At 50.1% G+C, this 15,036-nt stretch carries 17 protein-coding genes; 14 read left to right on the top strand and 3 right to left on the bottom strand.

Annotated elements, in window-relative coordinates:
- Positions 1–147: 147 nt before the first annotated feature.
- The 3 genes from hflX to IC21_RS10410 all read left to right on the top strand — a co-directional run bounded on the left by hflX (position 148) and on the right by IC21_RS10410 (position 3,785).
- Positions 148–1,398, top strand: coding sequence for a GTPase HflX (gene hflX, locus IC21_RS10420; RefSeq protein WP_035180878.1), 1,251 nt, complete (start codon positions 148–150; stop codon positions 1,396–1,398).
- 76 nt (positions 1,399–1,474) lie between these two features.
- Entirely contained in the window at positions 1,475–2,746 is a 1,272-nt protein-coding gene (locus tag IC21_RS10415; RefSeq protein WP_029142284.1) for a methionine gamma-lyase family protein, read from the top strand.
- A 139-nt stretch (positions 2,747–2,885) separates the two neighbouring features.
- On the top strand, positions 2,886–3,785 hold the full coding sequence (locus IC21_RS10410) for a 5'-3' exonuclease (protein WP_019721137.1): 900 nt from the start codon (positions 2,886–2,888) through the stop codon (positions 3,783–3,785).
- An 86-nt stretch (positions 3,786–3,871) separates the two neighbouring features.
- Here IC21_RS10410 and sspL read toward each other — a convergent pair whose 3' ends face one another.
- The gene (gene sspL, locus IC21_RS10405; protein ID WP_029142283.1) at positions 3,872–4,012 is read right to left on the bottom strand and encodes a small, acid-soluble spore protein L; all 141 of its coding nucleotides are present in this window, start codon (positions 4,010–4,012) and stop codon (positions 3,872–3,874) included.
- A 145-nt stretch (positions 4,013–4,157) separates the two neighbouring features.
- On the opposite strand from sspL, the gene IC21_RS10400 reads away from it, so the two are divergent.
- Both IC21_RS10400 and IC21_RS10395 read left to right on the top strand, forming a co-directional pair.
- Positions 4,158–4,334 carry a zinc-finger domain-containing protein gene (locus tag IC21_RS10400; protein ID WP_064485126.1) on the top strand — a complete coding sequence of 59 codons (177 nt, stop codon included), beginning with the start codon at positions 4,158–4,160 and terminating at the stop codon, positions 4,332–4,334.
- Complete coding sequence (locus IC21_RS10395; RefSeq protein WP_029142282.1) at positions 4,331–4,537, top strand: hypothetical protein; 207 nt, start codon at positions 4,331–4,333, stop codon at positions 4,535–4,537. The genes IC21_RS10400 and IC21_RS10395 overlap by 4 nt, the downstream gene beginning before the upstream one ends.
- 39 nt (positions 4,538–4,576) lie before the next feature.
- Here the strand turns inward: IC21_RS10395 and cspD are convergent, their stop codons facing one another.
- Positions 4,577–4,780: a cold-shock protein CspD gene (gene cspD, locus IC21_RS10390; protein WP_013859190.1), complete on the bottom strand. Its 204-nt coding sequence runs from the start codon at positions 4,778–4,780 to the stop codon at positions 4,577–4,579.
- Between the two features lie 306 nt (positions 4,781–5,086).
- Here cspD and mntR point away from each other — a divergent pair, with 306 nt between their 5' ends.
- The 9 genes from mntR to IC21_RS10340 all read left to right on the top strand — a co-directional run bounded on the left by mntR (position 5,087) and on the right by IC21_RS10340 (position 14,174).
- The gene (gene mntR, locus IC21_RS10385; protein ID WP_017554670.1) at positions 5,087–5,506 is read left to right on the top strand and encodes a transcriptional regulator MntR; all 420 of its coding nucleotides are present in this window, start codon (positions 5,087–5,089) and stop codon (positions 5,504–5,506) included.
- A 322-nt stretch (positions 5,507–5,828) separates the two neighbouring features.
- On the top strand, positions 5,829–7,514 hold the full coding sequence (locus IC21_RS10375) for a formate--tetrahydrofolate ligase (RefSeq protein ID WP_029142281.1): 1,686 nt from the start codon (positions 5,829–5,831) through the stop codon (positions 7,512–7,514).
- A 14-nt stretch (positions 7,515–7,528) separates the two neighbouring features.
- A complete protein-coding gene (locus IC21_RS10370; RefSeq protein ID WP_013859194.1) occupies positions 7,529–8,029 on the top strand; it encodes a hypothetical protein in 501 nt (166 codons plus the stop codon).
- A gap of 156 nt (positions 8,030–8,185) precedes the next feature.
- On the top strand, positions 8,186–10,069 hold the full coding sequence (locus IC21_RS10365) for an ABC-F family ATP-binding cassette domain-containing protein (protein ID WP_029142280.1): 1,884 nt from the start codon (positions 8,186–8,188) through the stop codon (positions 10,067–10,069).
- A gap of 249 nt (positions 10,070–10,318) precedes the next feature.
- On the top strand, positions 10,319–11,443 hold the full coding sequence (locus tag IC21_RS10360; protein ID WP_029142279.1) for a conserved virulence factor C family protein: 1,125 nt from the start codon (positions 10,319–10,321) through the stop codon (positions 11,441–11,443).
- Between the two features lie 18 nt (positions 11,444–11,461).
- Positions 11,462–11,899 (top strand): BrxA/BrxB family bacilliredoxin, encoded by a 438-nt coding sequence (locus IC21_RS10355; protein WP_013859198.1) that lies wholly within the window; start codon positions 11,462–11,464, stop codon positions 11,897–11,899.
- Positions 11,900–12,009: 110 nt separating this feature from the next.
- Positions 12,010–12,588 (top strand): YpjP family protein, encoded by a 579-nt coding sequence (locus IC21_RS10350; protein WP_029142278.1) that lies wholly within the window; start codon positions 12,010–12,012, stop codon positions 12,586–12,588.
- A 306-nt stretch (positions 12,589–12,894) separates the two neighbouring features.
- Positions 12,895–13,689 carry a thymidylate synthase gene (locus IC21_RS10345; RefSeq protein WP_029142277.1) on the top strand — a complete coding sequence of 265 codons (795 nt, stop codon included), beginning with the start codon at positions 12,895–12,897 and terminating at the stop codon, positions 13,687–13,689.
- Entirely contained in the window at positions 13,686–14,174 is a 489-nt protein-coding gene (locus tag IC21_RS10340; RefSeq protein ID WP_029142276.1) for a dihydrofolate reductase, read from the top strand. Before IC21_RS10345 ends, IC21_RS10340 begins: the two co-directional genes overlap by 4 nt.
- A 41-nt stretch (positions 14,175–14,215) precedes the next feature.
- Here the strand turns inward: IC21_RS10340 and trhA are convergent, their stop codons facing one another.
- Positions 14,216–14,854: a PAQR family membrane homeostasis protein TrhA gene (gene trhA, locus IC21_RS10335; RefSeq protein WP_019721147.1), complete on the bottom strand. Its 639-nt coding sequence runs from the start codon at positions 14,852–14,854 to the stop codon at positions 14,216–14,218.
- Positions 14,855–15,036: the final 182 nt, after the last annotated feature.

The raw sequence follows: 15,036 nt of genomic DNA, 5'->3' as shown, positions 1-15,036 counted from the left end.
ACAGTGCCCGGCCTTTTTTAATGCGGGCGGAAAAAAAGCCATATCGCACGAAGCCATGCCCTGTTTTCCAAAAAAGGCGCCCGGACATGTTATCTTTGTGCGTTTTTTGGTAAGATAACAGGTATACTGGACGGAACAGGTGATGAAATGGAAAATAATAAAGAAAGAGCGATTCTTGCCGGATGCGAATTGAGCGGCGGCAGCCACAGCCGTTTTGCTTATTCAATGGAAGAGCTGAGGCGGCTTGTCGAAACGGCGCAGGGGGAAGTGGTGCTTGAAGTCGTACAAAAACGGGACAGGGCAGATGCCGCCACGTATATCGGAAAAGGCAAGGTGGCGGAACTAAAGGCGCTTGTTTCAGAATTGCAAGCCGATCTGATCGTTTTTAACGCGGAACTTTCGCCGAGCCAGCTCCGCAATCTCCAGGCTGCAGTGGATTGCCGCGTGCTGGACAGGACACAGCTTATCCTTGATATTTTTGCGACGCGTGCCCGCTCAAAAGAAGGGAAGCTCCAGGTGGAACTGGCGCAGCTTGAGTATTTGCTGCCGCGTCTTGGCGGGCGCGGTACGGAGCTGTCACGGCTCGGTGGCGGAATCGGTACGAGGGGGCCGGGGGAAACCCAGCTTGAAACGGACCGCCGCCATATCCGCCGCCGCATTTCTGAAATTAAGGCGCAGCTTGAAACGGTTGTCCGCCACCGGGAGCGTTACCGCGAAAGGCGGAAAAAGAACCATGTGTTTCAAATTGCGCTTGTCGGCTATACCAACGCCGGAAAATCGACATTGTTTAACCGCCTGTCTGCCGCAGATTCTTATGAAGAAAACCAGCTGTTTGCCACGCTTGATCCGATGACAAGAAAAGTTGTGCTGCCAAGCGGTTACACGGCTTTGCTGACGGATACGGTCGGATTTATCCAGGACTTGCCGACGACGCTGATTGCGGCGTTCCGCTCGACCTTGGAAGAAGTGCGGGAAGCCGATTTGCTTTTGCATGTCATTGACAGTTCCAACCCGGATTATGACAACCATCAAAAAACGGTGCAGCGCCTGCTTTCCGAACTGGAAATGAACCATCTGCCGCAGCTTGCCATTTACAATAAAATGGATATAAAAGACAGCCATTTCATGCCCAATGCACAAAACAGCATCATGATCAGCGCGAAAGACGAAAAAGATATCCACCGGCTGCTGTTGGAAATTGAAAAACAGGTGCTGGCCGAAATGGTGCCGTACAGCGCGCTTGTCCCGCAAACGGAAGGAAAGCTGCTTTCGGTTTTAAAAAGTGATACCATTTTAAGAGAACTGATTTTCAAGGAAGAAAATGAGGCATACCAGTGCAAGGGATATGCGCTTCCGGGCCATCCAGTTTTGGGGGCGTTACAACCATATGCTGAATAAAAACCTTGTGCGCGGGTGCATACAGCGGGTTCCCTTGTTGCATGCACCCGACATTTTGAACGGAAAGGTGTAGAAGATGTACCAGTATTTGACTCACGGTGCCAAACTCAGGCAAATGGCAGAGGAGGCCGAGCGCCAAATCCGCCCGGTCCACAGTGCAATAGAAAAACGGGCGGAAACGAACCAGTTCCGCGTATTGCAAAGCTTTCAAAAGCATAAAGTGAGCGAGTCGCATTTTTATCCGTCGACCGGATACGGCTATGATGACACAGGCAGGGAAACGCTTGAGCGCATATATGCCGATGTTTTCGGCGCGGAAGCTGGGCTTGTCCGCCCGCAAATCATTTCCGGGACACATGCGATTACGATTGCGCTTTTCGGCGTCCTCCGCCCGGGGGATGAATTGTTATACATAACCGGGAAGCCGTACGATACGCTTGATGAAATTACAGGGGCGCACGGCAGCGGCAACGGTTCGCTGCAGGAGTTTAACATAACGTACAATTATGTAAACTTAAAGGAAGATGGCACAGTCGATTTTGAAGCGGTGAGAAAAGCGATCCATCCCCATACAAAAATGGTTGCGATCCAGCGCTCAAAAGGGTATGCGTCAAGGCCTTCGTTTACAGTGGATGAGATCGGGGAAATGATCCGCTTTGTAAAAGAAATCAAGCCGGATACAGTTGTGTTTGTCGACAACTGCTACGGCGAATTTGTAGAGGAGAAGGAGCCGTGCCATGTTGGCGCGGATTTAATGGCCGGTTCGCTTATCAAAAATCCGGGTGGCGGGCTTGCTAAAACAGGCGGCTACATTTGCGGGAAGAAAAAATGGGTGGAAAGCTGCGCTTACAGGATGACATCCCCCGGAATCGGCGCGGAAGCAGGAGCATCGCTTTACAGCCTTCTTGAGATGTACCAGGGCTTCTTTCTGGCGCCGCATGTTGTGGCAGAGGCATTAAAAGGTGCGGTGTTTACATCGGCAATCCTGGAAAAATCCGGGATGCATACTTATCCGAAATGGGATGCGCCCAGGACGGACCTTATCCAGTCCGTTGAATTTGGCGACCCGGACAGCATGGTCGCTTTTTGCCAGGCGATCCAGTTTGCTTCACCGGTGAATTCTTATGTGACGCCATATCCGAGTGATATGCCCGGTTATGCGGACGATGTCATCATGGCAGCCGGCACATTTATCCAGGGGGCAAGCATCGAGCTTTCCGCCGACGGCCCGCTCCGCCCGCCTTACACCGCCTATGTTCAGGGCGGCCTTACGTATGCGCATGTCAAAATGGCCGTCCTGCTCGCGCTCGACCGGCTGATTGAAGAAAACCTTGTCGATCCCAATTGAATTTTTCCCTACTTTGATCCACGGCCGGCTGGATGTTAACCGGGCACCATGTTCCGCCCGTGCAGGGACGCCTTTTTCTAATGCGGCCGGTTTGCCGGTTGTGTTATAATAACAGGATGATATTTGATGAGGTGATCGCATGAATAAGAGGCCGCATTTGCTTTTAATTGACGGGATGGCGCTTCTTTTCCGGGCGTTTTATGCCACCGCCGTGACGGGGCAGTTTATGGTGAATTCCAAAGGAATGCCGACAAACGGCGTGCAGGGCTTTTTGCGCCATTTGCTTTTGGCGGCTGAGAACAAAAAACCGACGCATGTGGCCGTTTGCTGGGATATGGGGAGCAAAACGTTCCGCAACGACTTGTACGGTGAATATAAAGCAAACCGGGACGTCCCGCCGGTTGAGATGATTCCGCAATTTGGTCTGGCGAAAGAAACAGTGGAAGCTTTTGAAATTCCAAATGTCGGAGTGGCCGGGTATGAAGCGGACGACTGTCTCGGCACCCTTAGCTGCCGGTTCAAAGACGAGGCGGATATTTCCATTTTGACCGGCGACCGCGACATTTTGCAGCTTTTGGATGACCATGTGGAAGTCCATCTCCTCCAGAAAGGGTTCGGAAATTATAAAACCTATACAAAAGCGGCATTTATGGACGAATACGGGGTGACGCCGCGGCAGTTCATCGATGTAAAAGCGCTGATGGGCGATGCAAGCGACGGGTATCCGGGCGTGAAGGGGATCGGTGAAAAAACAGCGTTTAAGCTCGTCAGCCGGTATGGAAACCTCAGCGGCATTTTGGAGCATCTCGGGGAGCTCACGCCGTCGCAGCAGAAAAAAATCGAAGCGGGGCTGGAGATGCTACATCTGAGCAGAAAACTTGCCGAAATCCGTTGTGATGTGCCGGTGGCTTTTTCTTTGGAAAAAGCGCGGTTTGGCCAGATTCCGGAAACGTTTATGGAACTGATGGAAGAACTGGAATTAAAAATGGTAAAACGCCATTTGGTTACAGCCCGGATAAACGCAAGCTTCATTTCTTAACCGCTTTGCCCGGTTTAAACGGCACGGAAAGTGGAAAAACAGCATTCAGGATAAGAATGCTGTTTTTCTTCTCCGTTTTGCGATTGTCAGATTTTTGTATTGGATTTTTTCGCGCGGTTTTCAAGGGTTGTCTTTGGATCCGGCGCGAATGCCGCATCCTGTGCAATTCCTTGCGTCGTAACGGAATTTGCCGCTTTGCCGCGGTTTGTATTGTCTTTTTTAGCCATCCTGATCACCCCTTGTTATAGCATGCCCCAATTCGGGGGAAATTTTGATAAAGGGATGATCCCCGGGCAAACCCGGCGTATCCAATGGAATAAATGCACGCGCAATGCGGATGGGAAAGCTAGCGGAGAGAAAGAAGGGATAAAAATGGAAAGAAAACAACTCATCCGGGAAGTGGATAAAATATTAAAGACGTATTGTGAAGGCTGTTTTTTAAAATCGCATTTCCGGAAAACACGCGGGAAAAAATATGCCCACCAGTTTTGCATCCGGCAATGCACGGTAGGCGAACAGCTGAAAAAATACGGCGACCGGTTATCATGACGGTTTTCACAACCGCAACAATGCCGTCCCAGGAAACAGGCGGCACCCGAAAGCTGTTCGTCTTGCCGGTATTAAACCGCAACAATGCCGTCCCGGGAAACAGGCGGCTGATGATTGCCATCGGGCTGCAAACAGCATGCCTAGTGATGCAAAAACGAGGGAAAATGGGGAACCCGGTATTGTGGCGGTTTGCACAAAAATAAAAGGCTGGCATAAAAGCCAGCCTGGTTGCATTCTATGATTTATGAAAGTTTTGTTACATTCGCTGCCTGAGGTCCGCGGTTGCCTTCAACGATGTCGAAAGAAACAGCCTGGCCTTCTTCCAAAGTTTTGAACCCTTCACCTTGAATAGCGGTGAAATGAACGAAAACATCGTCTCCGCCCTCAACTTCAATGAATCCGTAGCCTTTTTCGTTATTGAACCATTTTACTTTACCGTTTTGCATTTCTTAATCCTCCTAAATCAAAAGCACGTTCGTGCCAAAAAATGTTGCATTAAACAGATGAAAAACCGCCATCAAGGTCTGGGAAATCACTTGTTTAATGTTATAATTAATATACTCCAACCGGTATGGATAGTCAAGACAAAGGAAGCAAAAATGATGGAAAATTGTTGTGAATTCTTAAATTTGCAAGCGGTTTAAAATCGGCGCACATTTATTATGAATTCTTGTACATCATCCGTGATTATAGTAAACTGATGGTATTGTACCGGCAGACTCAATATTTGTTGTAAGAATGGGGGCCCGTGGATGCCGACACCTAGTATGGAAGACTACATTGAACAGATTTTTATTCTGATTGAAAGCAAAGGATATGCGCGTGTTTCGGATATTGCCGAAGCGCTTTCCGTTCATCCTTCATCCGTTACGAAAATGGTACAGAAGCTGGATAAGGATGATTATCTTGTTTATGAAAAATACCGCGGACTGGTCCTCACCCCAAAAGGCAAGAAAATTGGAAAACGGCTTGTCGACCGCCATCATTTGCTTGAACAGTTTTTAAGGATCATCGGGGTCGACGAAGAAAATATTTATAGAGATGTAGAAGGGATTGAACATCACCTGAGCTGGAATTCCATTGACCGGATCGGAGACCTTGTCCAGTACTTTGAGGAAGATCCGGGCCGGGTGGACGACCTGAACCGGCTGCAGGCACAAAACGAGGATTGAATTTTCCGGCCTGCCTGCCCATGAAATGGGGCTGATTCCTTTTATGCGTCGGCTGTTGCCGGATGATGGGGCATAGGTGCCTGGAAGCCTGTCTGCCGGCACGCATCAGGATTTTAGTGTCCTCCCTGCATGATGCAAGCAGGGCTTTTCCCCGCCAGCCGGAAGACAAAATCCGCATGGCAGCCTTCATGTAGAAAATCAGGGATAAAGCCAAACGATTTCCCGGTGCGGGCGAAAAATGCTTTTTTCAGGTGCATTGGGCTGCAGGGGTATGTAGAATAGAAGATGGAAGCAGATTTTTGATGAAGCGGAGGATTTGACATTGCCAAGCCATTCGATTGGAAAGACTGATATTGATATCGCGCAGCATGCTTCGCTGAAACCGGTCAAGGAAATTGCGGAAACCGTGCAGCTTGCAGAAGAAGACCTGGAATATTACGGGAAATACAAGGCGAAAATTACATATGAAAAAATCAAGCAGCTCCAAACCAAAAAAGACGGAAAATTATTTCTTGTCACTTCCATCAATCCGACGCCGGCGGGGGAAGGCAAGTCAACCGTCACCATCGGGCTCGGCGATGCATTAAAACAGCTGGGCCATAAAACCATGATTGCCTTAAGGGAGCCATCGCTCGGGCCGGTCATGGGGCTGAAAGGGGGCGCAACGGGCGGCGGTTATGCACAAGTCTTGCCGATGGAAGAGATCAATCTTCATTTCACAGGCGATTTTCATGCGATTACCGCTGCCAATAATGCCATTTCTGCTTTGCTGGACAACCATATCCACCAGGGAAATCCATTGCAGATTGACCCACGCCGCATTGTCTGGAAGCGGGCGGTCGATTTAAATGACCGGGCGCTGCGCCATGTCGTCGTCGGCCTCGGCGGTCCCGGCCAGGGCGTGCCCCGTGAAGACGGATTTGACATTACCGTGGCTTCTGAACTGATGGCCGTTTTATGCCTGGCGGAAGATCTCGAAGATTTAAAAAGGCGGATTGCGAACATCGTTGTAGCCTACAATTACGAAAAGAAACCCGTAACCGTCGGTGACCTCGGGATCGAAGGCGCGATTGCTTTATTGCTGAAAGATGCCTTGAAACCGAATCTTGTCCAGACGATCGAACATACGCCGGCCCTTGTCCACGGCGGCCCGTTTGCCAATATTGCGCACGGCTGCAACAGTGTTATGGCGACCAAAACCGCTTTGAAACTGGCCGATTATGTCGTCACGGAAGCCGGCTTTGGTGCCGACCTCGGCGCTGAAAAATTTCTCGACATTAAAGCGCGGGCGGCCGGCCTGAAACCGGACGGCGTCGTGATTGTCGCCACCATCCGAGCCTTGAAAATGCACGGCGGGGTGCGCAAGGAAGATTTGGCGGCAGAAAATATTGCGGCTCTTGAAGCCGGGCTTTTAAACCTGCAAAAACATGTTGAAACGATCGCTTCATTCGGTTTGCCGTTTGTGGTTGCCATCAACCGGTTTATATCGGACAGCAATGCGGAAATCGCTGTCTTAGAACATTGGTGCAGTGAACGCGGCATTCCCGTGTCGCTTACGGAAGTGTGGGAAAAAGGGGGCGCAGGCGGCATGGATCTTGCGGCCAAACTGCTGGAAGCCGCCAAACAGCCGCATACATTCAGGCCGGTTTACCCGCTTGAATCAACCATTGAAGAAAAGATAGAGGCGATTGTGCGCCAGGTGTATGGCGGCCGCGGCGCCGAATTTTCCGCGAAAGCGCAAAAACAAATCCGCGAATTTGAACAGCTCGGATGGGGGCATCTCCCTGTTTGCATTGCAAAAACGCAGTATTCCTTATCCGATGACCCGCACAAAACGGGCCGCCCGCATGATTTTGCGATCCATGTCCGCGAACTCGTTCCGAAGCTTGGCGCCGGGTTTATTGTTGCCCTGACAGGAGACGTTCTGACCATGCCGGGCCTTCCGAAAGAACCGGCCGCTTACCGGATGGATGTTGATGCGGAAGGCCGCGCATCCGGGCTCTTTTAAACGGGGGACAGGCGATGTTTGACCCGACTGCTTTTGAAAATATGAAGACTGTATTCGAAGGCGCTGCCTATGATCTTGATTTAAGAGGGGAAGCATCCATCACCGGAAGAAAAGACCTGGTCGACCTGGCGGAAATGTCCCGGGAATACCGCATTACGCTTCAGCTTCCGGAATGGCAGGAAGCAAGCGTGATGATCTGTCTTTCGGCTTCGCTCGGGCAGCTGGCGGCGGAAATACTGGATCCCGCGCCCGGCGCCAAAGCGGGTGCCAGTGCCGCCGTAACTTTTTCCTGGAAAAACAGTGGCCGGTCCGCTGATTATAAACAGATGATCCTTTCCGCATGGGGAAACGGCAACCGGCGCCGCATCGAGGAAAGGACTGTTCATTCATCACGCTCGGGTGTAACCGAAGAAGTTGCCATCGATTTTGCCCGGCTGATAACGGAAGATTTAATGGATGATTTGTTTGAGATGCCCGCAGATGCCGTGAAGACTTTGCGCCGGATGAGGTTCTAACAAAAGCTGCACGCCCCGCCGTGCAGCTTTTGGCTTTCCTTGTCCAAAAACATGATAAAATGGCAAAGAAGGGAACACTTATGCGGGATTATCTTTGCAGGAGAACGCCGCTTCTTCAGTTTTGACGGCAATTTTTCAAAGAATGGATGTTGAATTATGAAAATATTTCAAGCCCAAGGGTTGACAAAATCTTACGGGGAAAAAGTGCTGTTTGACAATCTTTCTTTCCATATCGGCGAACAGGAACGGATCGGCCTTGTCGGCGTCAACGGCACCGGAAAATCGAGCCTGCTCAAAATCATCGCGGGACAGGACGAAGCGGATAGCGGGGAACTGAGCGCGCCGAACGATTATACCATTGGTTATTTGCCGCAGGAGCCTGAACTGGATCCGGCCTTTACGGTTCTTGAACAGGTGTATAATAGCGGGTCCCCGGTTATGGCGCTTTTGCGTTCCTATGAAGAGGCGCTGCTTGAAGTCGGGAAGGATCCGGGAAATGCAGGCAAACAGGATCGATTGTTCCGGCTGCAAAAAGAAATGGATGCCGCCGGTGCATGGGAAGCCGGCGCCAATGCGCAGACGGTCCTTTCCAAACTCGGCATCCGCGATTTGAACAGAAAAATTTCGGGATTGTCAGGCGGGCAGAAAAAACGGGTCGCCCTTGCCCGGGTATTAATGGAAACACCCGATTTGTTGATTTTGGATGAACCGACCAACCATCTCGATTATCCGGCTGTCAAGTGGCTGGAAGAGTTTATTGCAAAATATCCCCGTTCTGTCCTGTTCGTGACGCATGACCGCTATTTTCTCGACCGGGCGGCAAACCGGATTTTCGAGCTGAGCGGCGGAAAACTGTACAGTTACATAGGGAATTACCAGGATTTTATTGAAGCAAAAGCACGGCGGGAAGAAGCGCAACTGCAGCAGGAGGAAAAACGGAAAAATTTGTACAGGCGGGAACTTGCCTGGATGAAGCGCGGGGCAAAGGCGCGTTCGACAAAACAAAAAGCAAGGATCGGCCGTTTTGAAGAACTGGAATCCAGCCTCAGTAAAAGCCCCCGGCAGCAGGAAGCCGATATCGCTTTGTCCGGAAGCCGCCTTGGCAAACAGGTTTTTGAACTGCAGCATGCGAATAAGGCGTTCGGATCGGAGACGATTTTAAAGGATTTCAATTTGCTCGTAAAGCCGGGTGACCGGATCGGCATCGTCGGGAAAAACGGAAGCGGAAAATCCACTTTGATGAACATTCTCGCAGGCAGGATTCCGCTTGATTCCGGGGAACGCCTCACCGGGCAGACCGTCAAGATCGCGTATTACCGCCAGGAAACACCAGGCATGGATGAAAATAAGCGGATGATCGAATATATACGGGAAGCGGGGGAGACGGTGACAACAAAAGACGGGGAAACGATTTCCGCCGCGCAAATGCTGGAAAGATTTCTTTTTGGCATGCACACGCACGGCACCCCGGTCAGGAAACTGTCGGGCGGCGAAAAGCGCAGGCTGTATTTGCTCAGGCTCCTAATGTCGCGGCCGAATGTCCTGCTTTTGGACGAACCGACGAATGATCTCGATACGGAGACGCTTACCGTGCTTGAAGATTATATTGGTGAGTTTCCGGGCGTCGTCATCTCGGTTTCACACGACCGCTATTTTCTTGATAAAACTGCGGAGCAGCTGCTCATTTTTGAAGGCGGCGGCAAAATCAGCCGCTTTTTCGGCCGTTACAGCGACTACCTCGAAATCGCGCATGAAACGCCGGCACAGGAGGAAAAAATGGATGTGCCGAAGCCTAAACGGGAACCGAAACGGAAAAAATTGTCTTACCACGAGCAGCGGGAATGGGAAGAAATAGACGAAAAGATTGAAGCGTGCGAGCAAGCCATTGCCGCACTGAACGAACAATTGGAACAAGCCGGCTCCGATTTTGTCAGGGCCCTGGACATTTCAAAAGCGCTCGAGGAAGAAAACGGTCGGCTGGAAGGCCTCATTGAACGTTGGAGCTATCTTTCCGAGCTGCAGGAAGGAAAAGACAAGTAAACATTTTTGGGGAAGGAGTCCTGTTTTGCCCGGAAGTGTAGCATGTCTCGCCGCTTTCCGGGCTACGGGAAGGAATGGGCGGCAGCCGGAAGTTTTTTGAAAGGAAAAAATGTTGCGCCGGCGAACGCACGAAAGATGTTTCTGATTTTCAAGGTACGCTTGATATTTATGAAAAGAATCAACTCATTCGTGTATCCACTGTGATTATGTTAAAATGCAAGTAGACTTGATGGGAAAGGCGGTGTGGAGATGAAAATTAAAGCGATTGAACCAACGCCGAGCCCGAATACGATGAAAGTCGTATTGACGGAAGCACTGTCGGACGGCGCCCGCAGCAATTATAAGAAAGGGCAGGAAGAAGGCGTGCCGCCGCTGATCCGCCGTATCCTCGATATCGAAGGCGTGAAAGGCGTATACCATGTTGCGGACTTTCTCGCGGTGGAGCGGCATGGCAAAACAGACTGGCAGGACATTCTGCCGAAAGTGCGTGAGGTGTTCGGGGAAGCGGAAGCAGAAACCGGAAACAGCCCCCGTGCCAATGAGCATTTCGGGGAAGTCCAGGTGTTTGTCCAGATGTTTAAAGGCATTCCGCTCCAGGTTAAACTGGCGGACGGGGAACAGGAAAAACGTTTCGGGCTGCCGGCTTATTTTGCCGAGGCGCTTGCCGCTGCGCAATTGGAAGGCGACAATTATGTTTTCTTGCGAAAATGGAAAGACTTCGGCGTTCGGTACGGGGAGATGCAAGAAATCGGTGCGGAAGTCACAGAAGAAATCATTGCCGCTTATCCGAAAGAAAGGCTAAACCGGCTTGTCAATGAAGCGCAGCATCCGGAGCAGGTTCAAGCCGCCAAAAAAAGGCTGAAATTAACGCCCGGCATGCTGGAAACGGATGACTGGCGCAAAAGGTACCGGCTCCTTGAACAAATGGAAGACCCTGATCTTTCCGACCTGCCTGTCCTGGAGAAAGCCCTGGAAGATGAAAAACCATCGATCAGGCGGCTTGCCGTTGTTTATTTGGGCATGGTGAAAGACAAGCGGGTGCTGCCGCTATTATACCGCGGCCTGCACGATCCGAATGCAAGCGTGCGGCGGACGGCAGGCGACTGCCTTAGCGACCTCGGGTTCAAAGAGGCATGCGGGGAAATGGCAAAAGCGCTTAAAGATAAAAGCAAAATTGTCAGGTGGCGCGCCGCCATGTTTTTATACGAAGCGGGCGACGAGGCTTCTCTCCCGGCCTTAAGGGAAGCGGAAAACGACCCTGAATTTGAAGTCAGGCTCCAGGTCAGAATGGCGATTGAGCGGATTACAAAGGGTGAAGAAGCAAAAGGCTCGGTCTGGAAGCAGATGACAGAAGCAAGGCAAATCCAGCCATAATTAAAGGAGGACATCAACATGTCAATGGCATATGAAGAATACATGCGGGCGCTTATTACCCCGATGAGGGAAGAATTGACGGCAAACGGGTTTACGGAACTGCGCACACCGGAAGAAGTCGAGGCCTATATGGAAAAAGCGGAAGGCACCACGCTGGTTGTCGTGAATTCGGTTTGCGGCTGCGCAGCCGGGCTTGCGCGTCCGGCAATTGTCGAAGCGATCCGGACGGCTGAAAAGAAGCCAGACCATCTTGTCACGGTATTTGCCGGTCAGGACAAAGAAGCAACGACAAAAATGCGTGAATATTTTACCGGCATCGAACCATCCTCCCCTTCCGTAGCGCTTCTTCAAGGAAAAGAAGTAGCCCATTTTATCCCGAGGAGCGATATCGAAGGGCATGAAGTCGAAGAAATCATCGAAAATCTGCATGCCGCTTTTGACCAATACTGCGCGTAAAATAGCGGCCCCGTTTGCATCATTCCGGGTGCAAAATGGGGCCTGTTTTTTCTGTGTAAATATTATATAATAAATACATATTCAAACTGTCGGGATATGGAGGGGATCGCGTGAAAAACTGGCTGAAAAAATCAATGGTCATCCTTGTTTCTGTTTTAACATTCGGCCTTGTCCCCCCTTCCCATGTCATCTGGAATCATCTTTATAAAACAGGAAATGAAACGGCGGAAACGACTGCTGCTTATTCCAACCGGACGGCTGCCACAAGCCGCAAAATTGACCGTGCCGCGCTTGCCCGGTCGTTCGTTGAAGATGCAGAAAAACGGGCTTATCTGAAATTTGGGGAAAGGATCAGGCCTGTTATTGAAGACGAGTTCCGTGCTGCCGTTTTGCCAAATATTCAAACCGCCATCGCGGAAATGCTGCAGGAATACCCGCAGGACAAACTGCCGCTGCTCGCTGTTTCAGACCAGCCGAGTGCGGGAACCGGTGAAAAAATGTTTCATATATACAATACGGAAACAAATAAAGACATTATCCGTTTCCATGTCCGGCGCGACCATCCGCCCGGCGACGGCTACTATTTTAATTTCCATTACCATGTGGCCTTTGACCATTTCCAAACGCACCGCCATCTTGGCACCATTTACTGGGGCAAAAACATGCCGCCGCAATGGATGAAAGGGTAAAGGCGGGATGAATGCCTGCCGCGGCGGCAGCTGTAAACAAACAACGCCTTAACGGATAAAAGGCTAAAGCAGGGTGGAAGACGGGCAACCCCAACCTCCAGCCGGATATTTCATGTGCTTTTTGCAAACGCAGTGAATGCAGTACCAGCAGAAGGATATAAAATGAGCGAAACATGGCTGCTTTGTTGCCGGCTGCAACAAAGAATAATCATGCAAATGGATCGCTTTGCCCCGAGGTTCATATTCTACAGCGCAATTTTTCGGGATAGAAACCCGGATATTTGAATGACAAAGGATGGAATCATGATGAAACAATATTTGGATCTTTGCCGCGAAGTGCTCGAAAACGGCGTCAAAAAAGATGATCGGACCGGTACCGGAACGATCAGCGTTTTCGGCCATCAAATGCGGTTTCATTTGCAGGACGGTTTCCCGCTTCTGACAACAAAGAAACTGCATTTGAAATCGATTATTTATGAACTGCTCTGGATGCTGAAAGGAGATACGAATGTAAAATACCTCCAGGAAAACGGCGTCCGCATTTGGAATGAGTGGGCAGATGAAAACGGCGACCTCGGCCCGGTTTACGGGCAACAATGGCGTTCATGGCAAACCCGGGACGGGCGGACAATTGACCAGATCACCCAGGTCATTGAACAAATTAAAACCAATCCGGATTCCAGGCGCCTGATCGTTAACGCTTGGAATGTCGGGGAGATTGACAGGATGGCCCTGCCGCCGTGCCATTGCTTTTTCCAGTTCTATGTGGCAAACGGCAAGCTGTCATGCCAGCTGTACCAGCGTTCGGCCGATATTTTCCTCGGCGTACCGTTTAACATTGCTTCTTACGCGCTGCTTACGATGATGATTGCGCAAGTCACGGGTCTGGAACCAGGGGATTTTGTCCATACGCTTGGCGATGCCCATATTTACTTGAACCATATCGAACAAGTGAAGCTGCAGCTGGAACGGGAGCCCCGCAAGCTGCCGAAAATGGTTTTGAATCCTGAAGTAAAAGACATTTTCTCCTTCCGGTACGAAGATTTTACATTAAAAGATTACAATCCGTATCCGCACATTCCGGGGAGGGTGAGTGTATGATTTCCTTTTTATGGGCGGAAGATGAAAAAGGCGTAATCGGAAAGAACAACGCGCTTCCGTGGCATCTTCCCGAAGATCTGAAGTATTTTAAAAATGTAACAATGGGCCATCCGGTCGTCATGGGGAGGCGGACGTTTGAATCGATCGGAAAGCCGCTTCCCGGCAGAACGAATATTGTGATGACGAGAGACCCGGATTTTCAAGTGGAAGACTGCGTCATTGTCGCCGGCAAAACAGAATTGTTAAAATGGGCGGATGCACATGGCGGCGAGATTTTTGTCACCGGCGGCGCGGAGATTTTTGCCCTGCTGCTCGAGGAAGCGGAAAAATTGTACCGGACGAAAATACACGCTGACATGGAAGGCGATACCTATTTTCCGCCCGTTGACTGGGAGAAGTGGGAAATGGCTTCCAGCACAAAGGGGATAAAAAACGAAAAAAATCCTTATGACTACGAATTTCAAGTATTTGTACGGAAAAGGTAAAAAAAACCATGGAAACATTCCCATGGTTTTTCTATGTGCCATCAGACATAAAATAAAATAGTGAAGTACATAAATGCACTGCCGGCAATGACAAAAATATGCCAGATCGCATGGGAGTAAGGAAGATTTTTCCATGTGTAGAACACGGCGCCTACCGAGTAGCAGATCCCGCCTGAAAAAAGGAGCCAGAATCCCGGAGCTGAAAGCCCTTTATACAAAGGCTCAATTGCAATGAGGATCAGCCAACCCATGACTAAGTAAAGCATCGTGGACAATAATTTAAGACGGTGAATGAGAAAACATTTTCCAGCAATGCCAATAGCAGACACTCCCCACACGACCGAAAACAGCACCCATCCCAAAGTGCCATGCAGCGTAATCAGCACAATCGGCGTATAGGTTCCTGCAATTAACAGGTAAATGGCAGAATGGTCCAGAATGGCGAGAAATGTTTTCACTTTCGTCCAGTAAAAGCTGTGCAGCAGTGTGGAAAACAAATACAGAAGCAGCATGGAAATCCCGAAAACGAGAAAACTTGCCAGATAGAGCGGGTTATTCTTTTCTGCGGCGAAAACGACGAGCACGACCATCGCCGGAATGCTGAGCAGAAAACCGATGCCATGCGTAACGGCATTGGCCAGTTCCTGTTTCCAGGATGAAAGCAGTGTTGAAGTTGTCAAAAATTTAAACCACCTTTGTCTTTGGGCTTCTCTTTATTATAGTGTTTGGCGGGCCAATCTGCAATGGAAACATCTTGCGCTTTAAGCGGGTGCAATTTTATGCGTAAATCAGCAGAAGATCCCGTTTTTCATGTTATAATGGGTACATTGTAAATTCAGAAAGGCTTGAAAAGTGGTGTCAA

This window comes from Heyndrickxia coagulans DSM 1 = ATCC 7050 (genome assembly GCF_000290615.1).
Classification (GTDB): Bacteria; Bacillota; Bacilli; order Bacillales; family Bacillaceae_C; genus Weizmannia; species Weizmannia coagulans.
This window is presented reverse-complemented; position numbering and strand designations above follow the sequence as displayed.

Coding starts and splice junctions, on each gene's coding strand:
- IC21_RS10340 (WP_029142276.1), top strand. CDS start 13,686: ATGATTTCCTTTTTATGGGCGGAAGATGAAAAAGGCGTAATCGGAAAG.
- IC21_RS10400 (WP_064485126.1), top strand. CDS start 4,158: ATGGAAAGAAAACAACTCATCCGGGAAGTGGATAAAATATTAAAGACG.
- cspD (WP_013859190.1), bottom strand. CDS start 4,780: ATGCAAAACGGTAAAGTAAAATGGTTCAATAACGAAAAAGGCTACGGA.
- IC21_RS10370 (WP_013859194.1), top strand. CDS start 7,529: ATGTTTGACCCGACTGCTTTTGAAAATATGAAGACTGTATTCGAAGGC.
- IC21_RS10355 (WP_013859198.1), top strand. CDS start 11,462: ATGTCAATGGCATATGAAGAATACATGCGGGCGCTTATTACCCCGATG.
- IC21_RS10360 (WP_029142279.1), top strand. CDS start 10,319: ATGAAAATTAAAGCGATTGAACCAACGCCGAGCCCGAATACGATGAAA.
- IC21_RS10345 (WP_029142277.1), top strand. CDS start 12,895: ATGAAACAATATTTGGATCTTTGCCGCGAAGTGCTCGAAAACGGCGTC.
- IC21_RS10365 (WP_029142280.1), top strand. CDS start 8,186: ATGAAAATATTTCAAGCCCAAGGGTTGACAAAATCTTACGGGGAAAAA.
- sspL (WP_029142283.1), bottom strand. CDS start 4,012: ATGGCTAAAAAAGACAATACAAACCGCGGCAAAGCGGCAAATTCCGTT.
- IC21_RS10410 (WP_019721137.1), top strand. CDS start 2,886: ATGAATAAGAGGCCGCATTTGCTTTTAATTGACGGGATGGCGCTTCTT.
- mntR (WP_017554670.1), top strand. CDS start 5,087: ATGCCGACACCTAGTATGGAAGACTACATTGAACAGATTTTTATTCTG.
- hflX (WP_035180878.1), top strand. CDS start 148: ATGGAAAATAATAAAGAAAGAGCGATTCTTGCCGGATGCGAATTGAGC.
- IC21_RS10395 (WP_029142282.1), top strand. CDS start 4,331: ATGACGGTTTTCACAACCGCAACAATGCCGTCCCAGGAAACAGGCGGC.
- IC21_RS10415 (WP_029142284.1), top strand. CDS start 1,475: ATGTACCAGTATTTGACTCACGGTGCCAAACTCAGGCAAATGGCAGAG.